The organism is Microbacterium festucae (genome assembly GCF_025421715.1).
GTDB lineage: Bacteria > Actinomycetota > Actinomycetes > Actinomycetales > Microbacteriaceae > Microbacterium > Microbacterium festucae.
On sequence record NZ_JAOEFC010000001.1, the window covers coordinates 1,088,993 to 1,111,438 of the forward strand.

A 22,446-nucleotide genomic window follows, 5' to 3' on the forward strand; every position below is an offset into this window, starting at 1 on the left:
ACGCGTGGAGAGCCGCAGGCTCAGCGCCCGTGGAACACGCCGGGGCGGCGCTCGGCGAACGCGGCGCGGCCCTCGGCGGCATCCTCGGTGGCGAATGTGATGCCCTGCAGCTCGCGCTCGTAGGCGATCGCCTGGTCGAGCGGCAGGTTGAACGCGGCGCGCAGGGTGGCCTTGGCCGTCTCGGCGGCGATCGGCGGGCGCGAGGCGATCGTGCGGGCGAGCTGCTGGGCGCGCGGCAGCAGGTCGTCGGCGGCGATGACCTCGCTCACCAGGCCCCACGCGAGGGCGCGCTGCGCGTCGATCGGGTCGCCGGTCATCAGCATCAGGGCGGCGTTGCTCGCCCCGATCGACCCGGCCAGCAGCGCCGACATGCCGCCGCCGCCGATCCACCCGAGGGTGATCTCGGGAGCGGCGAAGGTGGCGGTGTCGGCGGCGAGGCGGATATCGCAGGTGAGCGCGCTCTCGAGGCCGCCGCCGAACGCGTAGCCGTTGACCGCGGCGATCACGGGCTTGCGGATGGCCCGCAGCGCGTCGCAGTAGTCGCGGCGGTTGCGGAACTCCCACGGGGTCGCGTAGCGGTCGAGGGTGCGGATGTCGGATCCGGCACTGAACGCGCGGCCGGTGCCGGTGTAGACGACGGCGCGCACGGCGGGGTCGTCGTTGAGCGCGCCGACGATCCGCTCCAGCGCGTCCGACATCTCCTGGGTCACCGCGTTGAGCTTCTCGGGCCGGTTCAGCCGCACGGTGGCGACGGGCCCGTCGACCTCGACGACGATCTGCTCGAGGGGGGACGCGTGCGTGCTCATGCGGAGACCTCCGGAACGGTGACGGGGACGGGAGAGGGAACGGATGCCGCGGGCCGCGGCGCGACGGATGCCGCGGCCCGCAGCGCCTGGAAGCGCTCCTCGAGCTCGGCGAGCACCGCATCCGCGCGGCGCTGGCCGGCCACCGCGGCGCGCACGAGGGCCGACGCGGCGGACTGGAACGGGATGTAGCCGGGCAGGCGCGGGCGCACCCAGGCCTGCTCGATGGTCTCGAGCGTGCCGCCGTAGAAGCCGTGCGCGGCGGCGTCGACGGCGGGGTCGGTCCAGGCCGCGCGGGCGCTGGGCTGGCCGTCGGCGGCGGGGATGACGGTGCGCTGGGTCTCGGGGTCGAGCAGCCAAGCGAGGTGGTCGAGCAGGGCGGGCGTGGGCGCGGTGCGCCCCGTGACGGCGATGCCGGTGCCGCCGATCGTCGACCCGATGCGCCCCGGCCCCTTGCGCCCGAGTCTCCCGCCTCCGCGCGGCGGCGCGCCGAACACGAGGGTGTCGGAGGCGTAGGTGACGTAGCCGTACACGAGCGGGATGCACCCGATGTCGCGGCGGTCCCGCATCCGATCGAGCAGGCCGATGGGGTTCAGCGCGGCGGTGCCGGCGGGCGCGTGCGCCGAGAGCCGGGTGAGGATGCCGAGGGCCTCGGCCCCGATCGCCGGATCGAACAGGCGCTCGCCGCCGGCGGTCTCGTCGCCGAGCGACACCGCCACCGAGCAGAGGCTGAGGAAGGCGTGGGGGCCGGCCAGGCTCGTGGCCACGAGCCCTCGGTCGGCGAGGGCGAGGGCCTCGTCCCAGTCGGCCGGAGCCTCGGGCACGAGCGCCGTGTCGCGCGCCGACACCTGGGTCGCGGCATCCAGCGGCAGCGCCCACAGGTGCCCGTCGAGCTCGTACGACGCGATCGAGGGTCCCACCGCCGCCGACCGCCAGCGCTGCAGCTGCGCGGCCGGGTACAGCCGGTCGACGGGGATGAGCGCGCCGGTGGCGAGGGCGTCGCCCAGGTGCGGGTGGTCGAGCACCAGCAGGTCGTACCGCGCGGCGAGCTCGTCGATCGGCGCCGATTCGAAACCCTCGAGCGGCTGCACCTCCCACCGCAGCGTGTCGCCGCCGCCCACCCGGTGCGCGCTGCGCTCGAGGGCGTGCCGCCCGCGCGGGTGATCCCAGGTGAGGCCGACGAAGTCGGTCATCGCCGGGCGTCCTGCAGCGCCGCGGCCGTCTCGTCGGCGGCCACCGCCCCGTGGGCGAAGAGCGCCTCGACGTCGTCGGGGGTGCGGCCGAGCTCAGCGAGGATCTCGCGGGTGTGCTCGCCCACCAGCGGCGCCCCGCGCTCGATCGAGGCCGGTGTGCGCGAGAAGCGGTAGGGGAACCCGGGGGTCTTCACGTGCCCCTCGGTGGGGTGGTCGTATTCGACGAAGGTGCCGTTGTGCACGATCTGCGGGTCGTCGACCAGGTCGGCGTAGCCGTAGACCGGGCCCGCCCAGATGCCCGCCGCCAGCAGCACCTCGAGCCACTCCGCCGACGGGCGGGCGGTGAGGCGGGCGGCGGTCTTCGCGTAGAGCTCGTCGCGGTGGGTCCAGCCGTGCTCCTCGGCGTCGAGGCCCTCGAACGACGGCTCGCCGATCACGCGGCCGAGCACGTTCAGGTCGGCGAAGCCGAGGGCGATGTAGCCGTCGGCGGTGGCGAAGACCCCGTAGGGCGCCCGGATGTAGACGTGCGCGTTGGGCTGGGTGCCGCGCTGCTGCGGCACGCCGCCGACGGTGTGCACCGACAGCTCCTGCATCTGCAGGGTGGTGAGGGCGTCGAGCATGTTGACCGTCACCAGCTGGCCCTCGCCGGTGCGCTCGCGGTGCAGCAGCGCCGCCAGCACCGCCTCGAAGGCGGTGGAGGCGGTGACCGCGTCGGCGAGGTACTGGCCGGCCGGCACCGGCGGCTCGCCGGCCCGCCCGGTCGAGAGCATCGCGCCGCTCATCGCCTGCAGCAGCAGGTCTTGACCGGGACGGTCGCGGTAGGGGCCGTCTTCGCCGTAGCCCGACATCGACACGTAGACGATCGACGGGTTGATCTCGCGGAGCGTCTCGTAGTCCAGGCCGAGGCGGGCGGCGACGCCCGGGCGGTAGTTCTGCAGGAACACGTCGCCGGTGGCGACGAGGTCGCGCACCACCTGGCGGCCCTCGTCGGATTTCAGGTCGACGGCGAGCGAGCGCTTGTTGCGGTTGAGCGAGAGGAACGACACGTTGATGCGGTTGCCCTGCGCGCCGCCCGCCGCCGCGAACCGCTGCCACTCGCCGGCGGTCGGCTCGACCTTGATGACGTCGGCGCCCAGGTCTCCCAGGCGCTGCGCGGCGAAGGGCCCGGCCATCGCGATCGAGCAGTCGATGACGCGGAAGCCGTCGAGGATGCGAGGGGTGGTGGTCATGCGCGGGCCTTCGTTCGCAGGGGCGGGGTCAGTGGACGGCGACGGTGGCGCCGCCCTGCGCCGAGGAGCGCAGCAGAGCGGCGATCAGCTCGACCGAGCGGGCGGCCACGTCGACGGGGGAGTTGTTCTCGGTGCTGGCGCCGGTGATGAGGTCGATGAACCGGGCCGGCGGCACGAGGCATTCGTACTCGCCCTCGCCGGGGGTGATCGCGACCTCTTCGCGTTCGCCGTCGATGCGGCTGAGGCTCACCCGCTCGCGCTCGACGTCGATCATGAGCACGCCCTCCGAGCCGAACAGGCGGATGTCGACCTGGTACTTGTCGCCGTCGGCGAGGGTCGCCGCCCCCGACAGGGCGCCCAGCGCCCCGCCGTCGAAGGTGATGACGCCGGCGTCGTAGAGGTCGACGGGGGCGCCTGCGCCGATGACCCGGCCGGCCACCGTGGCCGCGCGCAGCCCGGTGAGCCAGAACAGCAGCGCCGACGAGTGCGTGATCTGCCCGTGGGCGTAGCCGCCGCCGTGCTCGGGGCTCGACCAGGTGCTCGGGTTGGGCGCGGTGGCCGAGTTCCAGCGCTCCAGCATGTGGGTCGGGTCGCTGCCGAACAGCCCGCGCGTGGGCGAGGCCATGTGGCACAGCGCGTACTGGATCTGCCCGATGCGCCCGGCGTCCAGCATCCGCTTGGCCGCCACGGTGAACGGCTTGTAGTTCCAGCCGTAGGGCACGACGAACACGGTGCCGGCGCGCTCGGCGCGCTCGGCCAGGTCCCACGCCTGGGCGGCGTCGAGGGTCATCGGCTTCTCGCACAGCACGTGCAGGCCGCGATCGAGCGCGGCCGCCGCCAGCGGGTGGTGCAGGTCGTGCGGGGTGGAGATGACGACGGCGTCCAGGCCCGCGTCGAGCAGCTCGTCGGCGTTCTCGGTGGCGAAGCCGAAGCCGAACCGGTCGCGGATGCCGGGCAGGTCGGGCCCGAGACCGCACACGCCCACCAGCTCGACGTCGTCGCGGGCCGCGAACAGCGGGAAGTGGTTGCTGGTGGCCCACCAGCCGGCGCCGATCGCGCCGAGGCGCACGCGGCTCACGGCCGGGCTCCCGCGGGGGTCTGCCACGCCCAGGTGCGCCGGCCGCCGCGCTCGCCGACGACGACACGGCCGTCGGCGGCGAAGCGCTCGAGGTTGCCGGTCATCGGGAAGATCAGGTACTCCCGCGCCCCGGGGCCCCACGGGCCCAGGTCGGCGGCGGTGCGCTCGATCAGCTCGAGGGTGGTCAGCGGTCCCGCCGCGGCGCGCAGCGCGGCGGAGACCACGGCGTCGATGCGCTCGGTGTAGGCCAGCGACTGCGTCAGGAACCGCTCGACGCCCTCCCCCTCGTACACCGGGTAGTGGGCGGTGAGCAGCAGGTCGGCGTCGAAGGTGCGCAGGTGCGCGATCGTCGCGGCGTAGGCGACGGTGTCGCGGTAGGTGGGCGGGAAGGCGGCGTCGCCGTCGGCGGTGGGCACGGTCTCTCCCAGCACGGCATCCGAGATCGCGAGCGCCCGGTTGTCGGCATCCCACACGGCCAGGTGCCCGGGCGAGTGGCCGGGCACCGCCAGCACGCGCACGACGCGGTCGCCGAGGTCGAACTCCTCGCCGCCGTGCAGCGGACGGTCGACGCTCACCAGGCCCGTCGAGGCGCGCACCAGCGCCGTGGTCTCGGGCGGGTCGTCGAACCCGTCGGGCTCGGCGAACTCGCCGTAGCGGCCGCGGATGAGCTCGTCGACGCTCTCGGTCATCGCCACGTCGGCGGCACCGGCGAGGAACTGCGTGTGCGGCGCGGCGGCGGCCAGGGCCGCGTTGCCGCCGGTGTGGTCGAAGTCGCAGTGCGAGCTCACGACCCAGCGCAGCCGCGCCAGGTCGAAGCCGATGCCCTGCAGATAGGGCAGCAGGGTGCCCGGCACGCTGTCGGCGACGCCGGTGTCGAGCAGCAGCGCGCCGGCGGGCCCCTCGAACAGGTACATCGCGATGAAGCGCTCGCCCAGCGGCGCCTGGATGCGGTGGAGTCCCGGTCGCAGCTGCATCACGCCTCCCAGCCGGTGTCGGTGATCAGCCGCAGCCCCGCCCGCGGCGAGCGCACGTGGGGGCCGGCGGCCTCGGCCCAGCCGGAACCGGCGCGGGCGGTGTCGATGGCCGACTCGTCGAGGCGGATGCCGGCGCCGGGCTCGTCGCCGAGCACGACGCCGCCGTCGGCGATCTGCTGGTCGAGGATGACGCCCAGCGGCGCGCCGAGGTCTTGGATCTCGGCCGACAGATGGTTGGGGATGGCGGCGGCCGCGGCGGCGAGGGCGTAGTTGGCCGTCAGGCCCACCGGGCTCACCGGCAGCAGCCGGCCGTGGGCGACGGTGGCCACCCGCAGGAAGTGCGTGATGCCCCACACGGCGCCCGCCTGCACGATGTCGACGGCGTGCGCGTCCAGCAGCGGGGCGAACTGCTCGAGGCCGGTGAGGTTCTCGCCCGTGGCCACGGCCGCCCGCACGCTGGCCGACAGGCGCGCGTGGCCCGCGGCATCCCAGCGGCGCAGCGGCTCTTCGATCCAGGTGAGGTCGCGGCGCTCCTCGATGGCCGAGACGTAGCGCACGGCCTGCTTGAGGTTCCACGACTCGTTGGCGTCGAGCATGAGTGCGGGGCGGGCGGTGTTCGTCGACAGGGCGTCCTCGACGATGTCGAGGCGGCGCAGGTCGGTCTCGACGTCGCGGCCGCCCTTGAGCTTTCCGCTGGCGAAGCCGCGCTCGGCCATCGTGCGGTAGAACGAGGCGAGCTGCTCGTCGTCGAGGGCGATGTCGAGCCCTGACGCGTAGCCGGGGACGAAGCGGTCGGCCGCGCCCAGCAGCCGCCACAGCGGCTCGCCGGCGGCCTTCGCCTTGATGTCCCACAGGGCGCTGTCGAGGGCGCCGATGCCGCCGAAGGTCGCCCCGCCGTGCCCCGACTTGAACACGCGGGCGAGCATCGCGTCGTAGAGCGCGGTCACCGCGCGGGGGTCTTTGCCCTCGAGGGCGGGGAAGAGCCGGTCGATGTCGTGGGCGGAGCCCATGCCGATGCCCTCGATGCCGGCGTCCGTCTCGACGACGACGAGGGCGAGGTCGGTGACGCCCGAAGAGATGAAGCCGTTGGCGTCGCCCACGGGGCGACCCCAGTGGTGACGCGTCCGCACGATGCGGTAGCCAGTGATCTTCATATCGCCCTTGATCGTCGAGACTGGTGGAAGTAGAAACAGCATACATCACACGTATGCGGTTCAGCGAGCCTTTCCTCGACGACGGCGGGCGACGTCCTAAAGTGGCCACCATGAGCGAAGTCAGCCCCGCCCGCGAGATCGCGCGCGTTCCGATCGATCGCATCGGCGCGGCGGTGCTCGCCGAGCTCGTCGAGGCGATCGTCTCGGGCCGGGTCGTGCCCGGCGAGGTGCTTCCGCCCGAGGCCGTGCTGAGCAGTCAGTTCGGGGTCAGCCGCACCGTCATCCGAGAGTCGATGAAGCGGCTGCAGGAGAAGGGCATGGTCACCGTCGCGCAGGGCCGCGGCACCCACGTCAACCCGATGACGTCGTGGAACCTGCTCGACCCCATGGTGCTGCGCTCGCTCATCGGGCACGACGACACCCTCGGCATCCTCGACGACCTCTCGGTCGTGCGCAGCGCCGTCGAGTCGGTCATGGCCGCCGCCGCCGCGCGCAGCGTCACCGACGAGGGCGCCGGCCGCCTGCGCGAGAGCCTCGACCGGCAGCGCGAGGTGATCGCCGACTCCGAGGCCTTCCGCCAGGCCGACGTGCGCTTCCACCAGGTCGTCATGGAGCTGTCGGGCAACCTGCTCGCCCAGAACATCGCCCTCGTGCTGCTGGAGCGGGCGGTGCACAGCACTCGCTACCAGGGCGTCGACCCCGCCCACGCCTTCGAGACGACCCTCGACGAGCACACGCAGATCCTGGATGCCATCGCGGCAGGCGACGCGGAACGGGCGCGCCTGGCCATGGAGGGCCACATCCTGGGCTCGTGGAGCCGGCGCCGCCTGCCCACCCACAAGGAGCCCACCCACAAAGAGTGAGCGCGGCACGGCCCCTCAGTTGAGCGCCGAGGTCAGCCGCGCCAGCCCGTCGAGGAAGGTCGCCGTGCGCGGCTCGCGGCGCCACTGCTCGAGGGTGAGCTCGCGCCCGGCGGCGCGGTAGCGGGCCTCGACGGCGCGCATCTGCTGCACGAACGAGGCGCCGCGCACCAGGAGCGACATCTCGGCGTTCAGGCTGAACGAGCGGATGTCCATGTTGCTCGAGCCGATGACGGCGATGTCGTCGTCGACCGAGAAGTGCTTGGCGTGCAGGATGTAGGGCGCCGGATACAGGTAGATGCGCACGCCCGCTTCGAGCAGCGTCTCGTAGTAGGAGCGCTGGGCGTGCGAGACGAGACCCTGGTCGGCGATCTCGGAGACGAACAGCTCGACCTCGAGCCCGCGCCGGCAGGCGCCGGTGATGGCGTAGACCATCGCCTCGTCGGGCACGAAGTACGGGCTCGTGATGATGACCCTCTCGGTGGCGCCGTGGATGAGGGCGAGGAACAGCCGCAGGTTGTTCTCGGTCTCGTAGGTCGGGCCGCTGGGCACCAGCTGGCACACCACCCCGTCGGGGCGCTCGTCGGGGATGCCCGCGCCGGAGCGGAACTCGCCGCGCAGGTCCTCCCCGGTCTCGATGAGCCAGTCCGAGAGGAACACCACGTCGATCTGCGCGACGGCCGGGCCCTCGACCCGCGTGACGAGCTCCTGCCACATCAGACCGCGCTTGCGGTTCTTCTCCGAGTCGTAGTCGCGTGCGATGAGGTTCTGCGATCCCATGAACCCGACCCGGCCGTCGACCACGACGAGCTTGCGGTGGTTGCGCAGATCGGGCCGCTGGTATTTGCCCTTCAGCGGCTGCACCGGCAGCAGCCACGCCCAGCGCACGCCGATGCGGTCGAGCTCGGCGAAGGTCTCGTCGGCGCGGGGGATCTTCCGCGAGGCGATGTGGTCGGCGAGCAGACGCACGCTCACCCCGCGGGCGACGGCCCGCTCCATCGCGGCGAAGAAGCCGCGCGTCGTGTCGTCCCACCCCACGATGTAGAACTCCACGTGCACGAACGTCGTCGCGGTGTCGATGGCGGCCGCCATCGCGTCGATCGCCTCCTGGTAGCCCTCGTAGAGGGCGAGCTCGTTGCCGGCGACGGCCGGCAGGCTCGTGAGGTTCTCGTTCTGCTCGACGATGCGCTGCACGGCCCGCGGCCACGACGCGGCATCCGCCCGGGCCGGCGCGGGGTGCGCACGCAGGATGCCGTCGATGCGGGACTGCTCGTCGCGCCGGGCCGCGGGCAGCCGCGCGTCACCGATGAGCAGGAAGAAGAGGATGCCGACGATCGGCAGCAGCAGGATCAGCAGCAGCCACGCCATCGCCGCGGTGGGCTTGCGGCGGCGCGGGATGACGATGAGGGCGATCAAGTCGATCGTCAGCACCACCAGCACGCCGACAACCCACCACACGTTGGTCCACAGCGCCGAGTCCATGCGCTCAGGATAGGGAGGTACCGCCCGGATGTGGGCACCGCCGCACCCGCGGCGCTACGGTGTGCACCATGAGCACAACGGTCCCCTCGCGGCCCGGCGCCCGGGGCGCCGTCGATACCTCCAGCGCCCGCACGCGCGAGTCGCTCGCGCTCGGCGTGGGCGCCGTGGCGTTCGTGGTCGCCGCGCTGGCCGCGCTCGCGGTGTTCCGGTTCTCCAGCGCCCCCATCGGCGGGCCCGGCTCGATCGGCCAGTTCGCCGCGCTCGCCGGCGCCGTCGCGGCGATGCTCGCCTTCGCCGCCGGCCGCTACGTCACCCGCGACCGGGGGCGCCCCGTCGCCGCGCTCGAGGTCTTCGACGTGGCCGCGCTCGCCCTCGCCCACGGCATCATCGCCCTGCTCGCCTGGACGCTGCTGACGGTGATCATGGAGGAGTCCTTCATCGGCGCGGAGGTGTTCGCCCTGCCGCTGCTGGCGCTGGCGGGGGCCGTCGCCGCCGTCACCGCCTACGCCGCGTTCCTTTCGGCGACCCGCATCGATCTGTCGCTGCTGGCGACGATCCTCGCCGTCTTCCTCGTGCTCGGCGTGATCGCCAGCATGCTCACCGCCACCGATCCGCAGTGGTGGAAGATGAACCTCTCGGCGCTGGGGATGACCGACGACCTCTCCGCGTTCGCGTTCAACCTCACCCTCATCGTCGCCGGCGCGCTGGTGACCACCCTCGCCCGGTACGCCACGACGGGCGTGCCCTCGTCGCATCCGCGCGGCGCGCGCAACGTGCGGCTGTGCCTGATCATCGTCGGGGTGTTCCTGGCGTGCGTGGGCATCTTCCACGTCGACGTGCACTTCTGGATCCACAACACCGTGGCCACCGGCATGGTCGCCGCCTTCGCCGTCGCGGCCATCCGGATGCGGGTGTGGATCCCCGGCATCCCGCGCGGCTTCGTCGTGCTGGGCTGGGTGTTCCTCGCCGTGATCGTCGTGCTCGGGGTGCTGTTCGGCGTCGGCTACTACACGCTGACGGCCGTCGAGCTCGTCGCGGGCCTGCTGATCTTCTCCTGGATCATCCTGTTCATCCGCAGCGCCGCCGCCCTGCAGACCGACACCGACGACGTGGCCCGCCCGGAGGGTAGCCTGACGGCGTGAAGCGCACCGCCCCGCAGCCCGCCCCCACGCCGCCGCCGGCCCTGTCGCCGACGACCCGCATCCTCATCGGGCTGGCCGCCGCGGTGGTCGTGCTCGTCGGTCTCTGGCTGGCGCGCGAGATCGTCGGACCGCTCGCCCTGGCGGCGGTCATCGTGATCATCTGCCACCCGGTGCGCCATCCGCTCGAGCGGCGCGGGTGGCCGCGCTGGCTCGCGACGACCGCGGTCATCGTCGTCGCCTACGTCGTGCTGGCGGCCATGGCCGCGCTGCTGGTCTACGCCGGCGGGGCGTTCGTGCGCCTCGTGCGCGAGTCGGCCGGCGACCTGCGGGCCACCGGCGACGCGGTCGTCGGCTGGCTGGCGACCCTCGGGCTCACCGATGAGGCCTCGGATGCCGTCGGCTCGCTGCTGGACCCCACCGCGATCGTGGGCTACGCCACTTCGCTCGGCGGCGCCGCGCTCAACGTGCTCACCGCGTTCTTCTTCGTGCTCGCCTACGTCATCTTCATGGCCGCCGACGGGGCCCGCTACGCACGGGCGACGGCGACGTTCGGCGCCCGGGTGCGACCGGCGGTCGGCCGCTTCCAGGCGTTCAACCGCGGTGTGCGCCGCTACTACATCGTCAACGCGAGCTTCGGCGCCGTCGTCGCCATCGTCGACGGGCTGGCGCTGTGGGCGCTGCAGATCCCGATCCCCGGGGTGTGGGCGATCCTCGCCTTCGTCACCAACTTCATCCCCAACATCGGCTTCGTGATCGGCCTCGTGCCGCCGGCGCTGCTGGCGCTCGTCGTGGGCGGCTGGCCGCTGATGCTGGCCGTCATCGCCATCTACTGCGTCGTCAACGTCACGCTGCAGGTGATGGTGCAGCCGAAGTTCGTCAGCGACGCGGTCGACCTCAGCCTCACCCTGAGCTTCTTCTCGGTGATCTTCTGGACGTTCGTGATCGGGCCGCTGGGGGCGATCCTGTCGATCCCGCTCACCCTGCTCGTGCGCGCCCTCATCCTCGAGGGCGACCCCGGGGCGTGGTGGCTGCGGTGGCTGTCGGGCGACCGGCAGGCGCGGCCGCCGGCTGAGGTCAGCGCGGATCGATCCTGAGCACGGTCGGCGACTCGCCCACGGTGAGGTCGTCGGCCAGGCGCAGCGACCGCGCGATCTCGTCGACGGCGCCGATCACGGTGCCGAACCGCTCCCGGTCGCCGCACACCGCCGTGACGGTGACCAGGTGCGTGCCGGTGTCCCACGTGTAGGTGGCGAACGGCGGGGTGCGCCCGTCGGGGGCGATCGCCATCACGAGCTTCTCGCCGGTGCCCAGGTGGGTGTTGCGGAAGTCCTCGGTGTCGTCGTACTCGATCGGCATCGTCGCCCGGGCGGCGCGCAGCTGCGGGGTGGCCTGCTGCACCTGCGCCATGACCACCAGCAGCGACGGGTCGTCCTTCCACACCCACACCAGCACGCGGCCGTCGGCCTTGCGCATGAGCAGCGGCGCGGCCTGGCTCATCGCCCAGGCCGCGAACCCGCCGCCGGGGCGGGGCGCGCCGGCCTCGCCCGCGGCGGCACCGCCCATGCCGCGGGCCTGGGAGAGCAGCATCCGGATGGCGGCTTTGCGATGGCGTCGTCCGCGCAGGCCCAGCGAACCGGTCACCGGCACCCAGCGCGACGGGTCGGCGTCGGCGGTCAGTCGAGTCATGCCCTCAGGGTAGACACCCGCCCCGAGCCGCGGCTGAGTGCACGCCGCCGATCCGCATAGCCCTGGCGCGACGTCGGGGTGTCGCGAACGCGCTCGGGTAGAGTTGGCCGGACCCGACACCCACCCCCGTCGAGCACGCCGCAGAGATAGGCAGCCACCATCCCGTGACTCCCACCGCGACCCCCGAGCCCTCCGCCCCCGGCGAGCATCGCCCCCTGACCATCGTCATGGCGGCCGACACGTTCGCCCCCGACGTGAACGGCGCGGCCCGCTTCGCCGAACGCCTGGCCGCCGGCCTCGCCGCGCGCGGCCACGACGTGCACGTCGTGACCCCGAGCGTCAAGCACTCCCAGCACGGCACCTTCACCGAGGTGATCGAAGAGGTGCCGCTCACCGTGCACCGCCTCCCCGGCGTGCGCTGGTACCCGCACGACTGGCTCCGCTTCGTCTGGCCGTGGCGCAGCAAGCACTACGCGCGCAAGGTGCTCGACGAGGTGAAGCCCGACGTCGTGCACAGCCAGTCGCACATCGTCATCGGCCGCGGTCTCACCCGCATCGCCACTCAGCGCGGCATCCCGGTCGTGGCGACCAACCACGTCATGGCCGAGAACATCCTCGACTTCACGACCCTCCCGCCCCTGCTCGACAAGGTCGTCGTCAAGCTCGCCTGGGAAGACGCCAAGCGCACCTTCGACATGTCGCGCGCCGTGACCACGCCCACCCGCAAGGCGGCGGAGTTCCTCGAGGCGACGATCGACATCCAGGGCGTCATCCCCATCAGCTGCGGCATCGACAAGCGCAACTACACCCCCGACCTCACCCCGCGCCCGCACTCGCGGGTGCTGTTCGTGGGGCGCCTGACGACCGAGAAGCACGTCGAGGTCGTGCTGCAGGCCGTCGCCCGGCTCGCCCCCGAGCTGCCCGACATCACGTTCGACATCGTCGGCGGCGGCGACCAGCGCCGCAACCTCGAGCAGTGGACCCAGAAGCTCGGCCTCACCGACCGTGTCACCTTCCACGGCCGCGTCGACGAGGCGGCCCTGCGGGCCTCCTACTCCAAGGCGGATGTCTTCGCGATCGCCTCGATCGCCGAGCTGCAGTCGATCGTGACGATGGAGGCCATGGCATCCGGTCTCCCCGTCGTCGGAGCCGACGCCGTGGCCCTGCCCCACCTCATCCGCGACGGCGAGAACGGCTACCTGTTCGAGCCCGGCAATGTCGACGACCTCGCCGACAAGCTGCGCCGCGTGCTCACGGCATCCCCCGAGGACTATCTGCGCATGCAGGAGGCGTCGCTGCGCGGCGTCGAGATGCACGACATCGAGAAGACGCTCGACACGTTCGAGAAGCTCTACCGCGGTGAGCCGATCGGAAGCTGACATGCGGCTGCTGTTCGACGCGCGCTACATCCGCTGGGAGTTCCACGACGGCATCAGCCGCTACTCGGCGGAGCTGGCCGCGGCCGTGGCCGCCGAGGCGCCCGCCCGCGGCGTGCAGGTGGTGTTCCTCGTCTTCGACGACCGGCAGGTGCCGCTGCTGCCGGCCGGCGCGAAGGTGCACAAGATCCACGCGCCCACCGCCGCGCGCGAGCCGCTGACCGCGCTCCTGCTCAACCGGCTGCGCCCCGACGTCGTCTTCTCGCCGATGCAGACCATCGGCTCGCTGGGGCGCCGGTTCCGGCTGATCCTCACCCTGCACGACACGATCTACTACCGGCACCGCACTCCGCCGCGCGACCTGCCCTGGTACGTGCGCGTCGGCTGGCGCCTGTTCCACCTGTCGTACGTGCCGCAGCGCCTCACGCTCAACGCGGCCGACATCGTCGCGACGGTCTCCGAGACCTCGGCCGCCCAGTTCGCCGAGGTGCGGCTGACCCGGCGCCCCGTCGTCGTGGTCCCCAACGCCCCGCAGCAGCTCGGCGCCTACGGCGTCACCGTCGAGCCGGGCGCGCAGAACCTCGTCTACATGGGCTCGTTCATGCCCTATAAGAACGTCGAGATCCTGGCGCGCGCGATGCGGCTGCTGCCCGGCCGCACCCTGCACCTGCTCTCGCGCATCACGCCCGAGCGGCGTGCCGAGTTCACGCAGCTCGCCGGCGACGGCAGCGTCGTGTTCCACGACGGCGTCACGGATGCCGCGTACGCCGCCGCCCTCGCCGACCGCGCCGTGCTCGTCTCGACGAGCCTCGACGAGGGCTACGGGCTGCCGCTGGCCGAAGCGCTCGCGTTGGGGGTTCCGGCCGTGGTCACCGACATGCCGATCTTCCGCGAGGTCGCCGGCGACGGTGCGCTCTACGTCGACCCGCAGTCGCCCGAGGCCGTCGCCGGGGCCGTGCGCTCGCTCGACGACCCCGCCCGCCGGGCCGACGTGGTCGCCGCCGGCACCGCGCACATCGCCCGCTTCACCTGGGCCCGCTCCGCCGGCATCCTCCTCGACGCCGTCGCCTCCCTCGCCCGCTGACCCGCCGGGGTGGTGGGGTGCGGCCGCCGGGGCGGGTCAGCTCGCGGGGGTAGGGCTTCCGCCCCCGCCCGCCGGTGCGCGCCCCGGGGCTCCCCCCGACCCGCCGAGTGTCCAAGACACGCGGCATCGTGCCCGCGGCATCCGCGTGTCTTGGACAATCGACCGGGGTGGATGCCGGGGCGACCGGGGCGGGAGCGGTGGGGGCCGACGGTGGTGATGTGTGTCCGGGCTCGTGGCGCTGGGCCCTGGCTCGCACCCTGAGTCTCGCCCCGACCGCCGAGTGTCCAAGACACGCGGCATCGTGCCCGCGGCATCCGCGTGTCTTGGACACTCGGCAGGGGGAAGCTCGACCGGGCGGCACTCGGCGGGACCCAGAGGCAGACCCGCGTGCGGGGGCGGGGGTCAGGGGAGGCGGGTGGGGTCGGTGGGGATGCGGCGGTAGCCGTCGGTGGAGAGTGCGCGAACCGTGCTGACGGCCGCGACACCCGCGAGCAGCAGGGTGAGGACGATGACGGTGATCATGGCAGAAACGCTACGCACGCACTCCGACTGCCACGAGTGGCAGGACTGCCGCTTCGTGTAGGATTCCTGCCATGAAGACTGTCGCGTGCATCGTGCAGCCCGGGTTCGCGCCGTTCGAGTTCGGCCTCGCGTGCGAGGCGTTCGGGCTCGACCGCAGCGACGACGGCATCCCGAACTTCGACTTCCGCATCGTCACGCCCGACCCCGGTGCCGTCGAGAGCAACATGCGCTTCTCGATCAACGTCGCCGACGACCTCGCCTTCGCCGACGAGGCCGACCTCGTCGTGGTGACCCCGATCCCGCGCTCGGCGTGGGATCACGTCGACGAGCGGGTGTGCGAGGTCATCCGGCGCGCGGTGGACCGCGGCGCCTGGGTGCTGACGGTGTGCAGCGGATCGTTCGCGGTGGCCGCCGCGGGCGTGCTCGACGGCCGGCGCGCGACCACGCACTGGCGGTATGCGGCGACGATGGCGCGCATGTATCCGACGATCGACGTCGACCCCGACGTGCTCTACGTGCAGGACGGCCGCATCATCACGAGCGCCGGCACCGCCGCCGGCATCGACGCGTGCCTGCACCTGCTGCGGCTCGAGCTGGGGGCCGAGATGACCAACCAGATCGCGCGGCGCATGGTGGTGCCGCCGCAGCGCGACGGCGGGCAGGCGCAGTTCATCGCCGCACCGCTGCCGGTGTCGACCTCGCTGTCGCTCGCGCCGGTGACCGACTGGATGCTCGAGAACCTCGGCCTCGACCTCTCGGTCGAGCAGCTGGCCGTGCGCGCCCACATGTCGCCGCGCACGTTCGCCCGCCGGTTCAAGGCCGACTACGGCACGACGCCGGCGGCCTGGCTGGCGCGCCAGCGCATCATCCACGCCCAGCGGATGCTGGAGCAGACCGACCTGGGACTGGATGCCGTCGCCCACGCCTCCGGCTTCGGCTCGGCCGCCGTGCTGCGGCAGAACTTCTCCCGCACCCTGGGGCTCACCCCCACCGCCTACCGCGCGCGGTTCACCTGCGCGGTCGCGGAGCCCGCCGCCTGATCACCTCAGTGCACGATCGCCTTCAGCAGCGCCATCAGCGCGCCGAAGCCGGCGGTGGTGGCCGCGCCGAGCAGGCGCACCGCCATCGGCGCTCCGCGGCGACGGAAGGCGACGTAGCCGAGCACTCCGAGGATCGCGACGCACGACCACAGGGCCACCCAGCCCGCCAGCGCGTCGGGCACGACGCGGAGCGTGCCCAGCAGCAGCAGCGCGCAGGGGAGGAGCGCGGCCACGAGCAGTCCCATCGAGTCGCGCACGGCGGCGCGCAGCGAGTCGCGGATGCCGATGGTGCGGCCCTCGTGCACCCCGTGCCGGGCGACGGCGCCGGCATAGACGTGGGCCAGCCAGAACACCAGCACCGTGAAGACCACGACGGTCAGCACATCGAGCGAGCTCGACGCGTGCAGGCTCGCCACCACGATGAGGCCGGCGACCAGCAGCACGCCGTAGATCGCCTGCTCGGTGGCGAAGGCGGCATAGAGCGACCGGCCGCGGCGTCGCAGTTCAGCATCCACAGCACGACGGTAACAGGCCGGTCGGATGCCTCGTTGCCGCGGCATCCGGTGTGCTGGTAAACTTGAGTCAAGCAGGCTCAACTTTGAGCCGAGAGATTTTCAGGAGAACGAATGAACGCACAACCCCAGCCCGGGCAGGAGGACCAGAAGAGCGCCCTCGAGCAGTTCGGGATCAACCTCACCGACCGCGCGCGCCAGGGCAAGCTCGACCCCGTCATCGGCCGCGACAGCGAGATCCGCCGCGTCAGCCAGGTGCTCACGCGTCGCACGAAGAACAACCCCGTGCTCATCGGCGAGCCCGGCGTCGGCAAGACCGCCGTCGTCGAGGGACTCGCCCAGCGCATCGTCGCCGGCGATGTCGCCGAGTCGCTCAAAGACAAGGAGCTCGTCTCGCTCGACATCTCGGCGCTCGTGGCCGGCGCGATGTACCGCGGCCAGTTCGAGGAGCGCCTGAAGAGCGTGCTCAAGGAGATCACCGAGTCGGACGGGCGTGTCATCACCTTCATCGACGAGCTGCACGTGCTGATGGGCGCGGGCGGCGGCGAGGGGTCGGTGGCCGCCTCCAACATGCTCAAGCCCATGCTCGCCCGCGGCGAGCTGCGCCTCATCGGGGCGACGACGCTCGACGAGTACCGCGAGTTCATCGAGAAGGATGCCGCGCTCGAGCGGCGCTTCCAGCAGGTGTACGTCGGCGAGCCGAGCGTCGAAGACACGATCGCGATCCTCCGCGGACTCAAGGGCCGCTACGAGGCGCACCACGGTGTCACGATCACCGACGGTGCGCTGGTGGCCGCCGCGTCGCTGTCGAACCGCTACATCCCGAGCCGTCAGCTGCCCGACAAGGCGATCGACCTCATCGACGAGGCCATGAGCCGTCTGAAGATGGAGATCGACTCGTCGCCGGTGGAGATCGACGAGCTCAAGCGCCAGGTCGACCGCATGCGCCTGGAAGAGCTCGCCCTCAAGAAAGAGAAGGACGACGCGTCGAAGGAGCGCCTGGGGAAGCTGCGCGAGCAGATGGCCTCGGCCGAGGCGACCCTGGCCCAGCTCGAGGCGCGGTGGGAGCGCGAGCGCTCCAGTCTCACCCGGGTCGGCGACCTGAAGAAGCGGCTCGACGAGGCCGTCACCGAGCGCGACCGCGCGCTGCGCGAGGCGAACTACGCCAAGGCGTCCAAGCTCGAGTACGAGACCATCAAGCAGCTGCAGGAGCAGCTGGTCGAGGCCGAGCGGGCCGAGGCCGCGCCCACCGAGGAGCGCATGGTCAACGAGCAGGTCACCGACGAGGACATCGCCGCCGTGATCGCCGCGTGGACCGGCATCCCCGTCGGACGTCTGCTGCAGGGGGAGAGCGAGAAGCTCGTGCACCTCGAGGCCGAGCTGGGCAAGCGCCTCATCGGGCAGAAGACCGCGGTCAAGGCGGTCTCCGATGCCGTGCGCCGCTCGCGCGCGGGCATCAGCGACCCGAACCGGCCGACCGGCTCGTTCCTGTTCCTCGGCCCCACCGGCGTCGGCAAGACCGAGCTGGCCAAGGCGCTGGCCGAATTCCTCTTCGACGACGAGCACGCCCTGGTGCGCATCGACATGTCGGAGTACGGCGAGAAGCACTCGGTGTCGCGCCTGGTCGGGGCTCCTCCCGGCTACGTCGGGTACGAGCAGGGCGGGCAGCTGACCGAGGCCGTGCGCCGGCGCCCCTACTCGGTGGTGCTGCTCGACGAGGTCGAGAAGGCCCACCCCGAGGTGTTCGACGTGCTGCTGCAGGTGATGGACGACGGCCGCCTCACCGACGGCCAGGGGCGCACGGTCGACTTCCGCAACGTCATCCTCATCCTCACCTCCAACCTCGGCTCGCCGATCCTCATCGACCCGATGCTGACCACCGAGCAGAAGCGCGAGCAGGTGCAGGTGCTGCTGCGGCAGGCCTTCCGGCCCGAGTTCCTCAACCGGCTCGACGACACGGTGATGTTCGAGTCGCTGTCGCACGACGACCTCGCCCAGATCGTCGAGCTGTCGGTCGACGCGCTGCAGCGCCGGCTGAAGGATCGCCGGCTCACCCTGGCCGTCACCCCCGACGCCCGGGCGTGGCTGGCCGAGCGCGGCTACGACCCGGTGTTCGGCGCGCGTCCGCTGCGCCGGCTCATCCAGTCCGAGATCCAGGACCGGCTGGCCATGGCGATCCTCTCCGGCGGGGTGCACGACGGCGACCTCGTGCGCGTCGACGTGGATGCCGCCGGCGGCGGGCTGGTGCTCACCAGCGGAGGCGGTCTTCCCGGATAGGGTGGCGCGCATGCCTCCCCCCTCCCACGCTGCGGGCCCCGTGCGTGCGCTGGCGATGTCCAGCCACCCGGGGCCCACACTCGTCGTGACCGCCCTGTCGGTCATCCTGGGGGTCTCGGCGGGGCTGGATGCCGGCCGGCTGGCGCTCCTGGCCGTCGCCGTGCTGGCGGGTCAGCTGTCGGTCGGGTGGTCCAACGACGCGATGGACGCGCGGCGCGACACCGCCGTGGGCCGCACCGACAAGCCCATCGCCCGCGGCGAGGTGTCGGCGCGCACCGTGTGGATCGCGGCGGCCGTGTCGGTCGCGGCGGCCCTCGCCCTGTCGGCACCGCTCGGGGCCGGGATGCTCGTCGCGCACGCGGTGGCCCTGGCATCCGCGTGGAGTTACAACCTCGTGCTCAAGCGCACCGCGATCTCGGTGGTGCCGTTCATCGTGAGCTTCGGGCTGTTCCCCTCGCTCGCGACGCTGTCGCTGCCCGCTCCCGCGCTCGCCGCGCCCTGGGCGTCGGTGGCGGGGGCGGCGCTCGGCGTGGCCGTGCACCTGACCAACGTGCTGCCCGACCTCGACGACGATGCCGCGACGGGCGTGCGCGGACTGCCGCACCGGCTCGGCGCGACGGCCTCGGCGGTCATCGCGTTCGCCGCAGTCGAGGCCGGCGCGCTCGCGGTGCTGCTCGGACCGGTGATTGCCGGTGCGCCGGTGGCGGTGGCCGGTGCCGTGGGGTTCGCACTGGTGACGGCGCTCGCCGGGGTGGGACTCGTGCGCGCGCTGCGCGGCGCCGACCGCACCGTCTTCCGTCTCGTGATGGCGGCGGCGCTCCTGCTGGCGCTGCAGCTGGCGGCCACCGGGGTGAGCGTGGCCTGAGCCGGGCGGACCCGCTCCCGGTCAGCGCGGGCGCAGCGCTGCGGCAGTCGGGTCGAAGTCCATCGCGTAGGCACGGGCGAGCAGCCGCTCGGCCGGCGACCGCAGCGCCAGACGCACCGCGACCGGTCGCACCCGTGCGGGGGAGGGACGCCCGAGGCGGGTGTTGACCGCGGCGATGCGCGCCGACAGGGCCGCCGCGCGGCGCCGCGACCGATCCCACCGATCGAGCTCGGGCGGGGCCTCGCCGTCCCGCGCCCACTGGGCCAGGAGGGGCGCCAGGGTGACCGCGTCGATGAGGCCGAGGTTCATGCCCTGGCCGCCGATGGGACTCACCTCGTGCGCGGCGTCGCCGATCGCCACGACCGGCCCGCTGCGCAGCGACGAGACGAGTGCACGCCGCACCCCGAACGCTGTCGCCGACGTGAGGGCCGCCGCGGCGGCATCCGATCCGGTGCGGCGGGCCACCGCCCTGCGCAGCCGCTCGGCGGCCGCCTCGCCGCTCTCGTCGCCGCCCGCGCGCACCCATGCGACGTAGCGCCGCGCGCCGCCCGGCAGCGGGAACGACTCGAGCACCCCGTCGGGGTCGAGGTGCACCACGGCGCGGTCGCCGTCGGAACCCGCGTCGGGCCCGTCGGTCATGAGGTAGCGGTCGGGGTAGGCGTGGGTGCGCGCGCCCGCCGGGTGCAGCGCACGCGAGCGGCCGCCGCCGGCGAGCACGACGACGGTGGCCTCGAGCGGATCGGCATCCGCCCGCAGCACGTGCGCGCCGCCGCGCCCCGGGCGGATGCCGGTCACCTCGGCGCCCCGTTCGGGCGCGGCGGCGCCCCACGCGCCGGCGGCGCCGGCGAGGGCGGCCTCGGTGGCCGACTGCGGCAGCGTCGCGACGTACGGATGCCGGGTGTCGAGGCGGTCGAAGCGCACGACGCCGAGGGTGCGGCCGCGGTGGCGCGCCTCGCCCTCGCGCACCCGCCGGGCGGTGGCCAGCAGGCGCTCGGTGACCCCGGATGCCTCCAGCGCGGCGAGTGTCGTGGCGTGGATGCCGACGGCGCGGGAGCCGGCGCCGGCGGCGGGGCGCCGTTCGAGCAGGCGGGCCGCCACACCGCGGCGCGCGAGTTCGGCGGCCAGCAGGGTGCCCACCGGTCCGGCCCCGACGATGACGATGCCGGTCATCGGCGGGGGGTGGCTGTTGCGGGGGCGGTGGAGGCGGGGCCGGTCGGTGCGCTGGCGGAGCGGGTCAGCAGCACCCGGAACGGCACCGGGGCGCTGGCGTCCCAGCCGGGGAGGGTCGCGAGCTCGGCGACGGTGCGGCTGCGGCGGATGGAGCGCAGTCCGTCGGTGCGCAGAAAGCTGCCGGGCGCGAGCGGGGTGATCCCCACCGCGTAGGCGGCGTAGGCCAGCCGCGACCGGGCGATGTCGGAGTGCAGCGCCAGGCTCGGGGCGAGGGCGGCGGAGTCGTCGAGCACGGTGGCGAGCTCGCGCGCGTCGAGGTGGTGGAGCACGTGGTTGGAGACGGCGATGTCGAAGCGCTCCCCGGCCGCGACGAGGTCGCTGCTGTGCGCGGCGCGATAGTCGACGCCCGGGAGCGCGGTGGCGCGGGAGACCGCGAGGCCCCGCTCGTCGGGGTCGATGCCGAGGCCGGTGACCTCGAAGCCGTCGCGGCGGGCGCGGGCGACCAGGCCGCGCAGCACATCGCCGCCCCCGCATCCGATGTCGACGATCCGCGCGGGGCCGGCGACGGCGCGCAGGGCCGGCCGCACCCGGGTGCGATACACCGTGCCCCACCCCGAGACGAGCCGGTTCACCACGGCGAAGCGCTCGAGCGTGCGGCGCAGGCGCACCGGGTCGCAGTCGGGGTCGTCCATGAGCTCGCGCAGTCGTTCGTCGCGTGCGGCGAGCCCCGTCATCGGGCGAGCGCCACCGGCGTCTCGCCGCGCAGCGCGTCGGCGAACGGCTCCGCGGCCGGGGCGCGCACGGTCAGCAGCGCCGACTCCACGGTGAGTCCGGGCGCGAACGCCAGCGCCAGCACCCGGGCGCCGTCACGGCGGGCGGGGTCTTCGAGCAGACGCTGCAGGATGAACAGCACCGTCGCCGACGACATGTTGCCGTAGTGGCGCAGCACGTCGCGGGAGGGCGCCAGCGCGGCATCCGGCAGGTCGAAGGCGCCCTGCACCCGGTCGAGGATGCTCTTGCCGCCGGGGTGCACCGCCCAGGTGTCGGGCGCGACCGACGTCAGCAGCGGCTCGAGCGCGCCGCGCACCTCGCGGCCGATGATGCGCGGCACCTCGGCCGACAGGGTCATCTCGAAGCCGGTGTCGCCGATGGTCCAGCCCATGTCCGACTCGCCGTCCTGCGTGATCGCGGTGGCGAACCGGTCGAGCTCGAGGTGCGGGGTGGCGGCGTCGACCGGCATCCCGGTGACCACAGCCGCGGCCGCGCCGTCGGCGAACACCGCCGACGACACGATCTGGTCGGGGTCGTCGGAGCGGCGCAGGTGGATCGTGCAGATCTCGCCGCACACAACGAGCACGGTCGCGGTCGGGTCGGCGGCGCAGATGCGCGCGGCCGACCGCAGGGCGGGCAGCGCCGCCGCGCACCCGAGGAACCCGAGGTGCTCGCGCGAGACCGTCGGGTCGAGGCCGAGGTCGCGCACGAGGCGGAACTCGGGGCCGGGGGCGAAGAACCCCGTGCACGAGGCGGTGACGACATGCGTCACCTCCGACGCGTCGACGCCGGAACGGTCGAGGGCGTCACGGGCAGCGGTGGCGAACAGCGCCGGTGCTTCGCGGGTGTACACCGCGTTGCGGGCGCCGGTGGAGGGGGCGAGGATGCCGCGCGTGGCCGCATCGATGAACGGCGAGCCCCCGCTCACCAGCTCGGGCAGCACCGTGTGGCGGGTGTCGATGTCGGCATGGTCGAACGCCGCGGCGACCAGCCTCGCGGTGAGCCGGGAGACGCCCGGCTGCCCCGCGAACAGGTCGCGCACCTCGGACTGGTCGAGGCGGGTCTGCGGGACGGCGGTGCCGATGCCGATGATCCGTGCAGTCATTGCCGCAGGCTACCGGGGTGCGGCCCCGCGCGGGGATGGGGTGGCGATTCGCGGGGAACTGTGCTGGGTGGTGGGGCGTCGGGCGGGGCGGGGCCGGGCGGGGGCGGTGCTGTGCCGGGCGGG

At 73.2% G+C, this 22,446-nt stretch carries 20 protein-coding genes; 8 read left to right on the forward strand and 12 right to left on the reverse strand.

What is annotated here, in order from left to right:
- Positions 1–20: 20 nt before the first annotated feature.
- Genes N3K63_RS04880 through N3K63_RS04905 form a run of 6 tightly spaced genes read right to left on the reverse strand, consistent with a single transcriptional unit; the run spans position 21 to position 6,431 of the window.
- The gene (locus tag N3K63_RS04880; RefSeq protein WP_261578866.1) at positions 21–806 is read right to left on the reverse strand and encodes an enoyl-CoA hydratase/isomerase family protein; all 786 of its coding nucleotides are present in this window, start codon (positions 804–806) and stop codon (positions 21–23) included.
- Entirely contained in the window at positions 803–1,996 is a 1,194-nt protein-coding gene (locus N3K63_RS04885; RefSeq protein WP_261578867.1) for a hypothetical protein, read from the reverse strand. Before N3K63_RS04885 ends, N3K63_RS04880 begins: the two co-directional genes overlap by 4 nt.
- Positions 1,993–3,225, reverse strand: a complete 1,233-nt coding sequence (locus tag N3K63_RS04890) for a CaiB/BaiF CoA transferase family protein (protein ID WP_261578868.1) — start codon at positions 3,223–3,225, stop codon at positions 1,993–1,995. Before N3K63_RS04890 ends, N3K63_RS04885 begins: the two co-directional genes overlap by 4 nt.
- Positions 3,226–3,253: 28 nt before the next feature.
- A complete protein-coding gene (locus N3K63_RS04895) occupies positions 3,254–4,303 on the reverse strand; it encodes a Gfo/Idh/MocA family protein (RefSeq protein ID WP_261578869.1) in 1,050 nt (349 codons plus the stop codon).
- Complete coding sequence (locus tag N3K63_RS04900) at positions 4,300–5,277, reverse strand: MBL fold metallo-hydrolase (protein ID WP_261578870.1); 978 nt, start codon at positions 5,275–5,277, stop codon at positions 4,300–4,302. The genes N3K63_RS04895 and N3K63_RS04900 overlap by 4 nt, the downstream gene beginning before the upstream one ends.
- The gene (locus N3K63_RS04905; RefSeq protein WP_261578871.1) at positions 5,277–6,431 is read right to left on the reverse strand and encodes a mandelate racemase/muconate lactonizing enzyme family protein; all 1,155 of its coding nucleotides are present in this window, start codon (positions 6,429–6,431) and stop codon (positions 5,277–5,279) included. The genes N3K63_RS04900 and N3K63_RS04905 overlap by 1 nt, the downstream gene beginning before the upstream one ends.
- A gap of 110 nt (positions 6,432–6,541) precedes the next feature.
- On the opposite strand from N3K63_RS04905, the gene N3K63_RS04910 reads away from it, so the two are divergent.
- A complete protein-coding gene (locus N3K63_RS04910; protein WP_261578872.1) occupies positions 6,542–7,294 on the forward strand; it encodes a FadR/GntR family transcriptional regulator in 753 nt (250 codons plus the stop codon).
- 15 nt (positions 7,295–7,309) lie between these two features.
- Here N3K63_RS04910 and cls read toward each other — a convergent pair whose 3' ends face one another.
- Positions 7,310–8,773 carry a cardiolipin synthase gene (gene cls, locus N3K63_RS04915; protein WP_261578873.1) on the reverse strand — a complete coding sequence of 488 codons (1,464 nt, stop codon included), beginning with the start codon at positions 8,771–8,773 and terminating at the stop codon, positions 7,310–7,312.
- Positions 8,774–8,841: 68 nt separating this feature from the next.
- Between cls and N3K63_RS04920 the strand changes: the two genes are divergently transcribed.
- Positions 8,842–9,915, forward strand: coding sequence for a DUF998 domain-containing protein (locus N3K63_RS04920; protein ID WP_261578874.1), 1,074 nt, complete (start codon positions 8,842–8,844; stop codon positions 9,913–9,915).
- Positions 9,912–11,009: an AI-2E family transporter gene (locus N3K63_RS04925; protein WP_261578875.1), complete on the forward strand. Its 1,098-nt coding sequence runs from the start codon at positions 9,912–9,914 to the stop codon at positions 11,007–11,009. The genes N3K63_RS04920 and N3K63_RS04925 overlap by 4 nt, the downstream gene beginning before the upstream one ends.
- Here the strand turns inward: N3K63_RS04925 and N3K63_RS04930 are convergent.
- Positions 10,990–11,601: a hypothetical protein gene (locus tag N3K63_RS04930; protein WP_261578876.1), complete on the reverse strand. Its 612-nt coding sequence runs from the start codon at positions 11,599–11,601 to the stop codon at positions 10,990–10,992. The two genes, N3K63_RS04925 and N3K63_RS04930, sit on opposite strands and share 20 nt — an antisense overlap.
- 164 nt (positions 11,602–11,765) lie before the next feature.
- Between N3K63_RS04930 and N3K63_RS04935 the strand changes: the two genes are divergently transcribed.
- The 3 genes from N3K63_RS04935 (at position 11,766) to N3K63_RS04945 (ending at position 15,623) form a co-directional block, all read left to right on the forward strand.
- Positions 11,766–12,980: a glycosyltransferase gene (locus tag N3K63_RS04935; RefSeq protein ID WP_390895026.1), complete on the forward strand. Its 1,215-nt coding sequence runs from the start codon at positions 11,766–11,768 to the stop codon at positions 12,978–12,980.
- Position 12,981: 1 nt separating this feature from the next.
- Positions 12,982–14,061: a glycosyltransferase gene (locus N3K63_RS04940; protein ID WP_261578877.1), complete on the forward strand. Its 1,080-nt coding sequence runs from the start codon at positions 12,982–12,984 to the stop codon at positions 14,059–14,061.
- 593 nt (positions 14,062–14,654) lie between these two features.
- Entirely contained in the window at positions 14,655–15,623 is a 969-nt protein-coding gene (locus N3K63_RS04945; protein ID WP_261578878.1) for a GlxA family transcriptional regulator, read from the forward strand.
- A gap of 5 nt (positions 15,624–15,628) precedes the next feature.
- Here the strand turns inward: N3K63_RS04945 and N3K63_RS04950 are convergent, their stop codons facing one another.
- On the reverse strand, positions 15,629–16,138 hold the full coding sequence (locus N3K63_RS04950) for a hypothetical protein (RefSeq protein WP_261578879.1): 510 nt from the start codon (positions 16,136–16,138) through the stop codon (positions 15,629–15,631).
- A 111-nt stretch (positions 16,139–16,249) separates the two neighbouring features.
- On the opposite strand from N3K63_RS04950, the gene N3K63_RS04955 reads away from it, so the two are divergent.
- Both N3K63_RS04955 and N3K63_RS04960 read left to right on the forward strand, forming a co-directional pair.
- Entirely contained in the window at positions 16,250–18,412 is a 2,163-nt protein-coding gene (locus N3K63_RS04955; RefSeq protein WP_261578880.1) for an ATP-dependent Clp protease ATP-binding subunit, read from the forward strand.
- 10 nt (positions 18,413–18,422) lie between these two features.
- Complete coding sequence (locus tag N3K63_RS04960) at positions 18,423–19,277, forward strand: UbiA family prenyltransferase (RefSeq protein ID WP_261578881.1); 855 nt, start codon at positions 18,423–18,425, stop codon at positions 19,275–19,277.
- Positions 19,278–19,298: 21 nt separating this feature from the next.
- On the opposite strand, the gene N3K63_RS04965 is transcribed toward N3K63_RS04960, so the two are convergent.
- The 3 genes from N3K63_RS04965 to N3K63_RS04975 are packed head-to-tail and all read right to left on the reverse strand — an operon-like array spanning position 19,299 to position 22,323.
- Entirely contained in the window at positions 19,299–20,447 is a 1,149-nt protein-coding gene (locus N3K63_RS04965) for an FAD-dependent oxidoreductase (protein ID WP_261578882.1), read from the reverse strand.
- Entirely contained in the window at positions 20,444–21,181 is a 738-nt protein-coding gene (locus N3K63_RS04970; protein ID WP_261578883.1) for a methyltransferase domain-containing protein, read from the reverse strand. Before N3K63_RS04970 ends, N3K63_RS04965 begins: the two co-directional genes overlap by 4 nt.
- Positions 21,178–22,323 (reverse strand): type III polyketide synthase, encoded by a 1,146-nt coding sequence (locus tag N3K63_RS04975; RefSeq protein ID WP_261578884.1) that lies wholly within the window; start codon positions 22,321–22,323, stop codon positions 21,178–21,180. Before N3K63_RS04975 ends, N3K63_RS04970 begins: the two co-directional genes overlap by 4 nt.
- Positions 22,324–22,446 lie beyond the last annotated feature (123 nt).

Bases quoted from the DNA above. Each gene is read 5' to 3' on its own strand.
- cls (WP_261578873.1), bottom strand. From the start codon at position 8,773: ATGGACTCGGCGCTGTGGACCAACGTGTGGTGGGTTGTCGGCGTGCTG.
- N3K63_RS04930 (WP_261578876.1), bottom strand. From the start codon at position 11,601: ATGACTCGACTGACCGCCGACGCCGACCCGTCGCGCTGGGTGCCGGTG.
- N3K63_RS04975 (WP_261578884.1), bottom strand. From the start codon at position 22,323: ATGACTGCACGGATCATCGGCATCGGCACCGCCGTCCCGCAGACCCGC.
- N3K63_RS04920 (WP_261578874.1), top strand. From the start codon at position 8,842: ATGAGCACAACGGTCCCCTCGCGGCCCGGCGCCCGGGGCGCCGTCGAT.
- N3K63_RS04905 (WP_261578871.1), bottom strand. From the start codon at position 6,431: ATGAAGATCACTGGCTACCGCATCGTGCGGACGCGTCACCACTGGGGT.
- N3K63_RS04900 (WP_261578870.1), bottom strand. From the start codon at position 5,277: ATGCAGCTGCGACCGGGACTCCACCGCATCCAGGCGCCGCTGGGCGAG.
- N3K63_RS04885 (WP_261578867.1), bottom strand. From the start codon at position 1,996: ATGACCGACTTCGTCGGCCTCACCTGGGATCACCCGCGCGGGCGGCAC.
- N3K63_RS04955 (WP_261578880.1), top strand. From the start codon at position 16,250: ATGAACGCACAACCCCAGCCCGGGCAGGAGGACCAGAAGAGCGCCCTC.
- N3K63_RS04940 (WP_261578877.1), top strand. From the start codon at position 12,982: ATGCGGCTGCTGTTCGACGCGCGCTACATCCGCTGGGAGTTCCACGAC.
- N3K63_RS04965 (WP_261578882.1), bottom strand. From the start codon at position 20,447: ATGACCGGCATCGTCATCGTCGGGGCCGGACCGGTGGGCACCCTGCTG.
- N3K63_RS04910 (WP_261578872.1), top strand. From the start codon at position 6,542: ATGAGCGAAGTCAGCCCCGCCCGCGAGATCGCGCGCGTTCCGATCGAT.
- N3K63_RS04970 (WP_261578883.1), bottom strand. From the start codon at position 21,181: ATGACGGGGCTCGCCGCACGCGACGAACGACTGCGCGAGCTCATGGAC.
- N3K63_RS04960 (WP_261578881.1), top strand. From the start codon at position 18,423: ATGCCTCCCCCCTCCCACGCTGCGGGCCCCGTGCGTGCGCTGGCGATG.
- N3K63_RS04890 (WP_261578868.1), bottom strand. From the start codon at position 3,225: ATGACCACCACCCCTCGCATCCTCGACGGCTTCCGCGTCATCGACTGC.
- N3K63_RS04945 (WP_261578878.1), top strand. From the start codon at position 14,655: ATGAAGACTGTCGCGTGCATCGTGCAGCCCGGGTTCGCGCCGTTCGAG.
- N3K63_RS04880 (WP_261578866.1), bottom strand. From the start codon at position 806: ATGAGCACGCACGCGTCCCCCCTCGAGCAGATCGTCGTCGAGGTCGAC.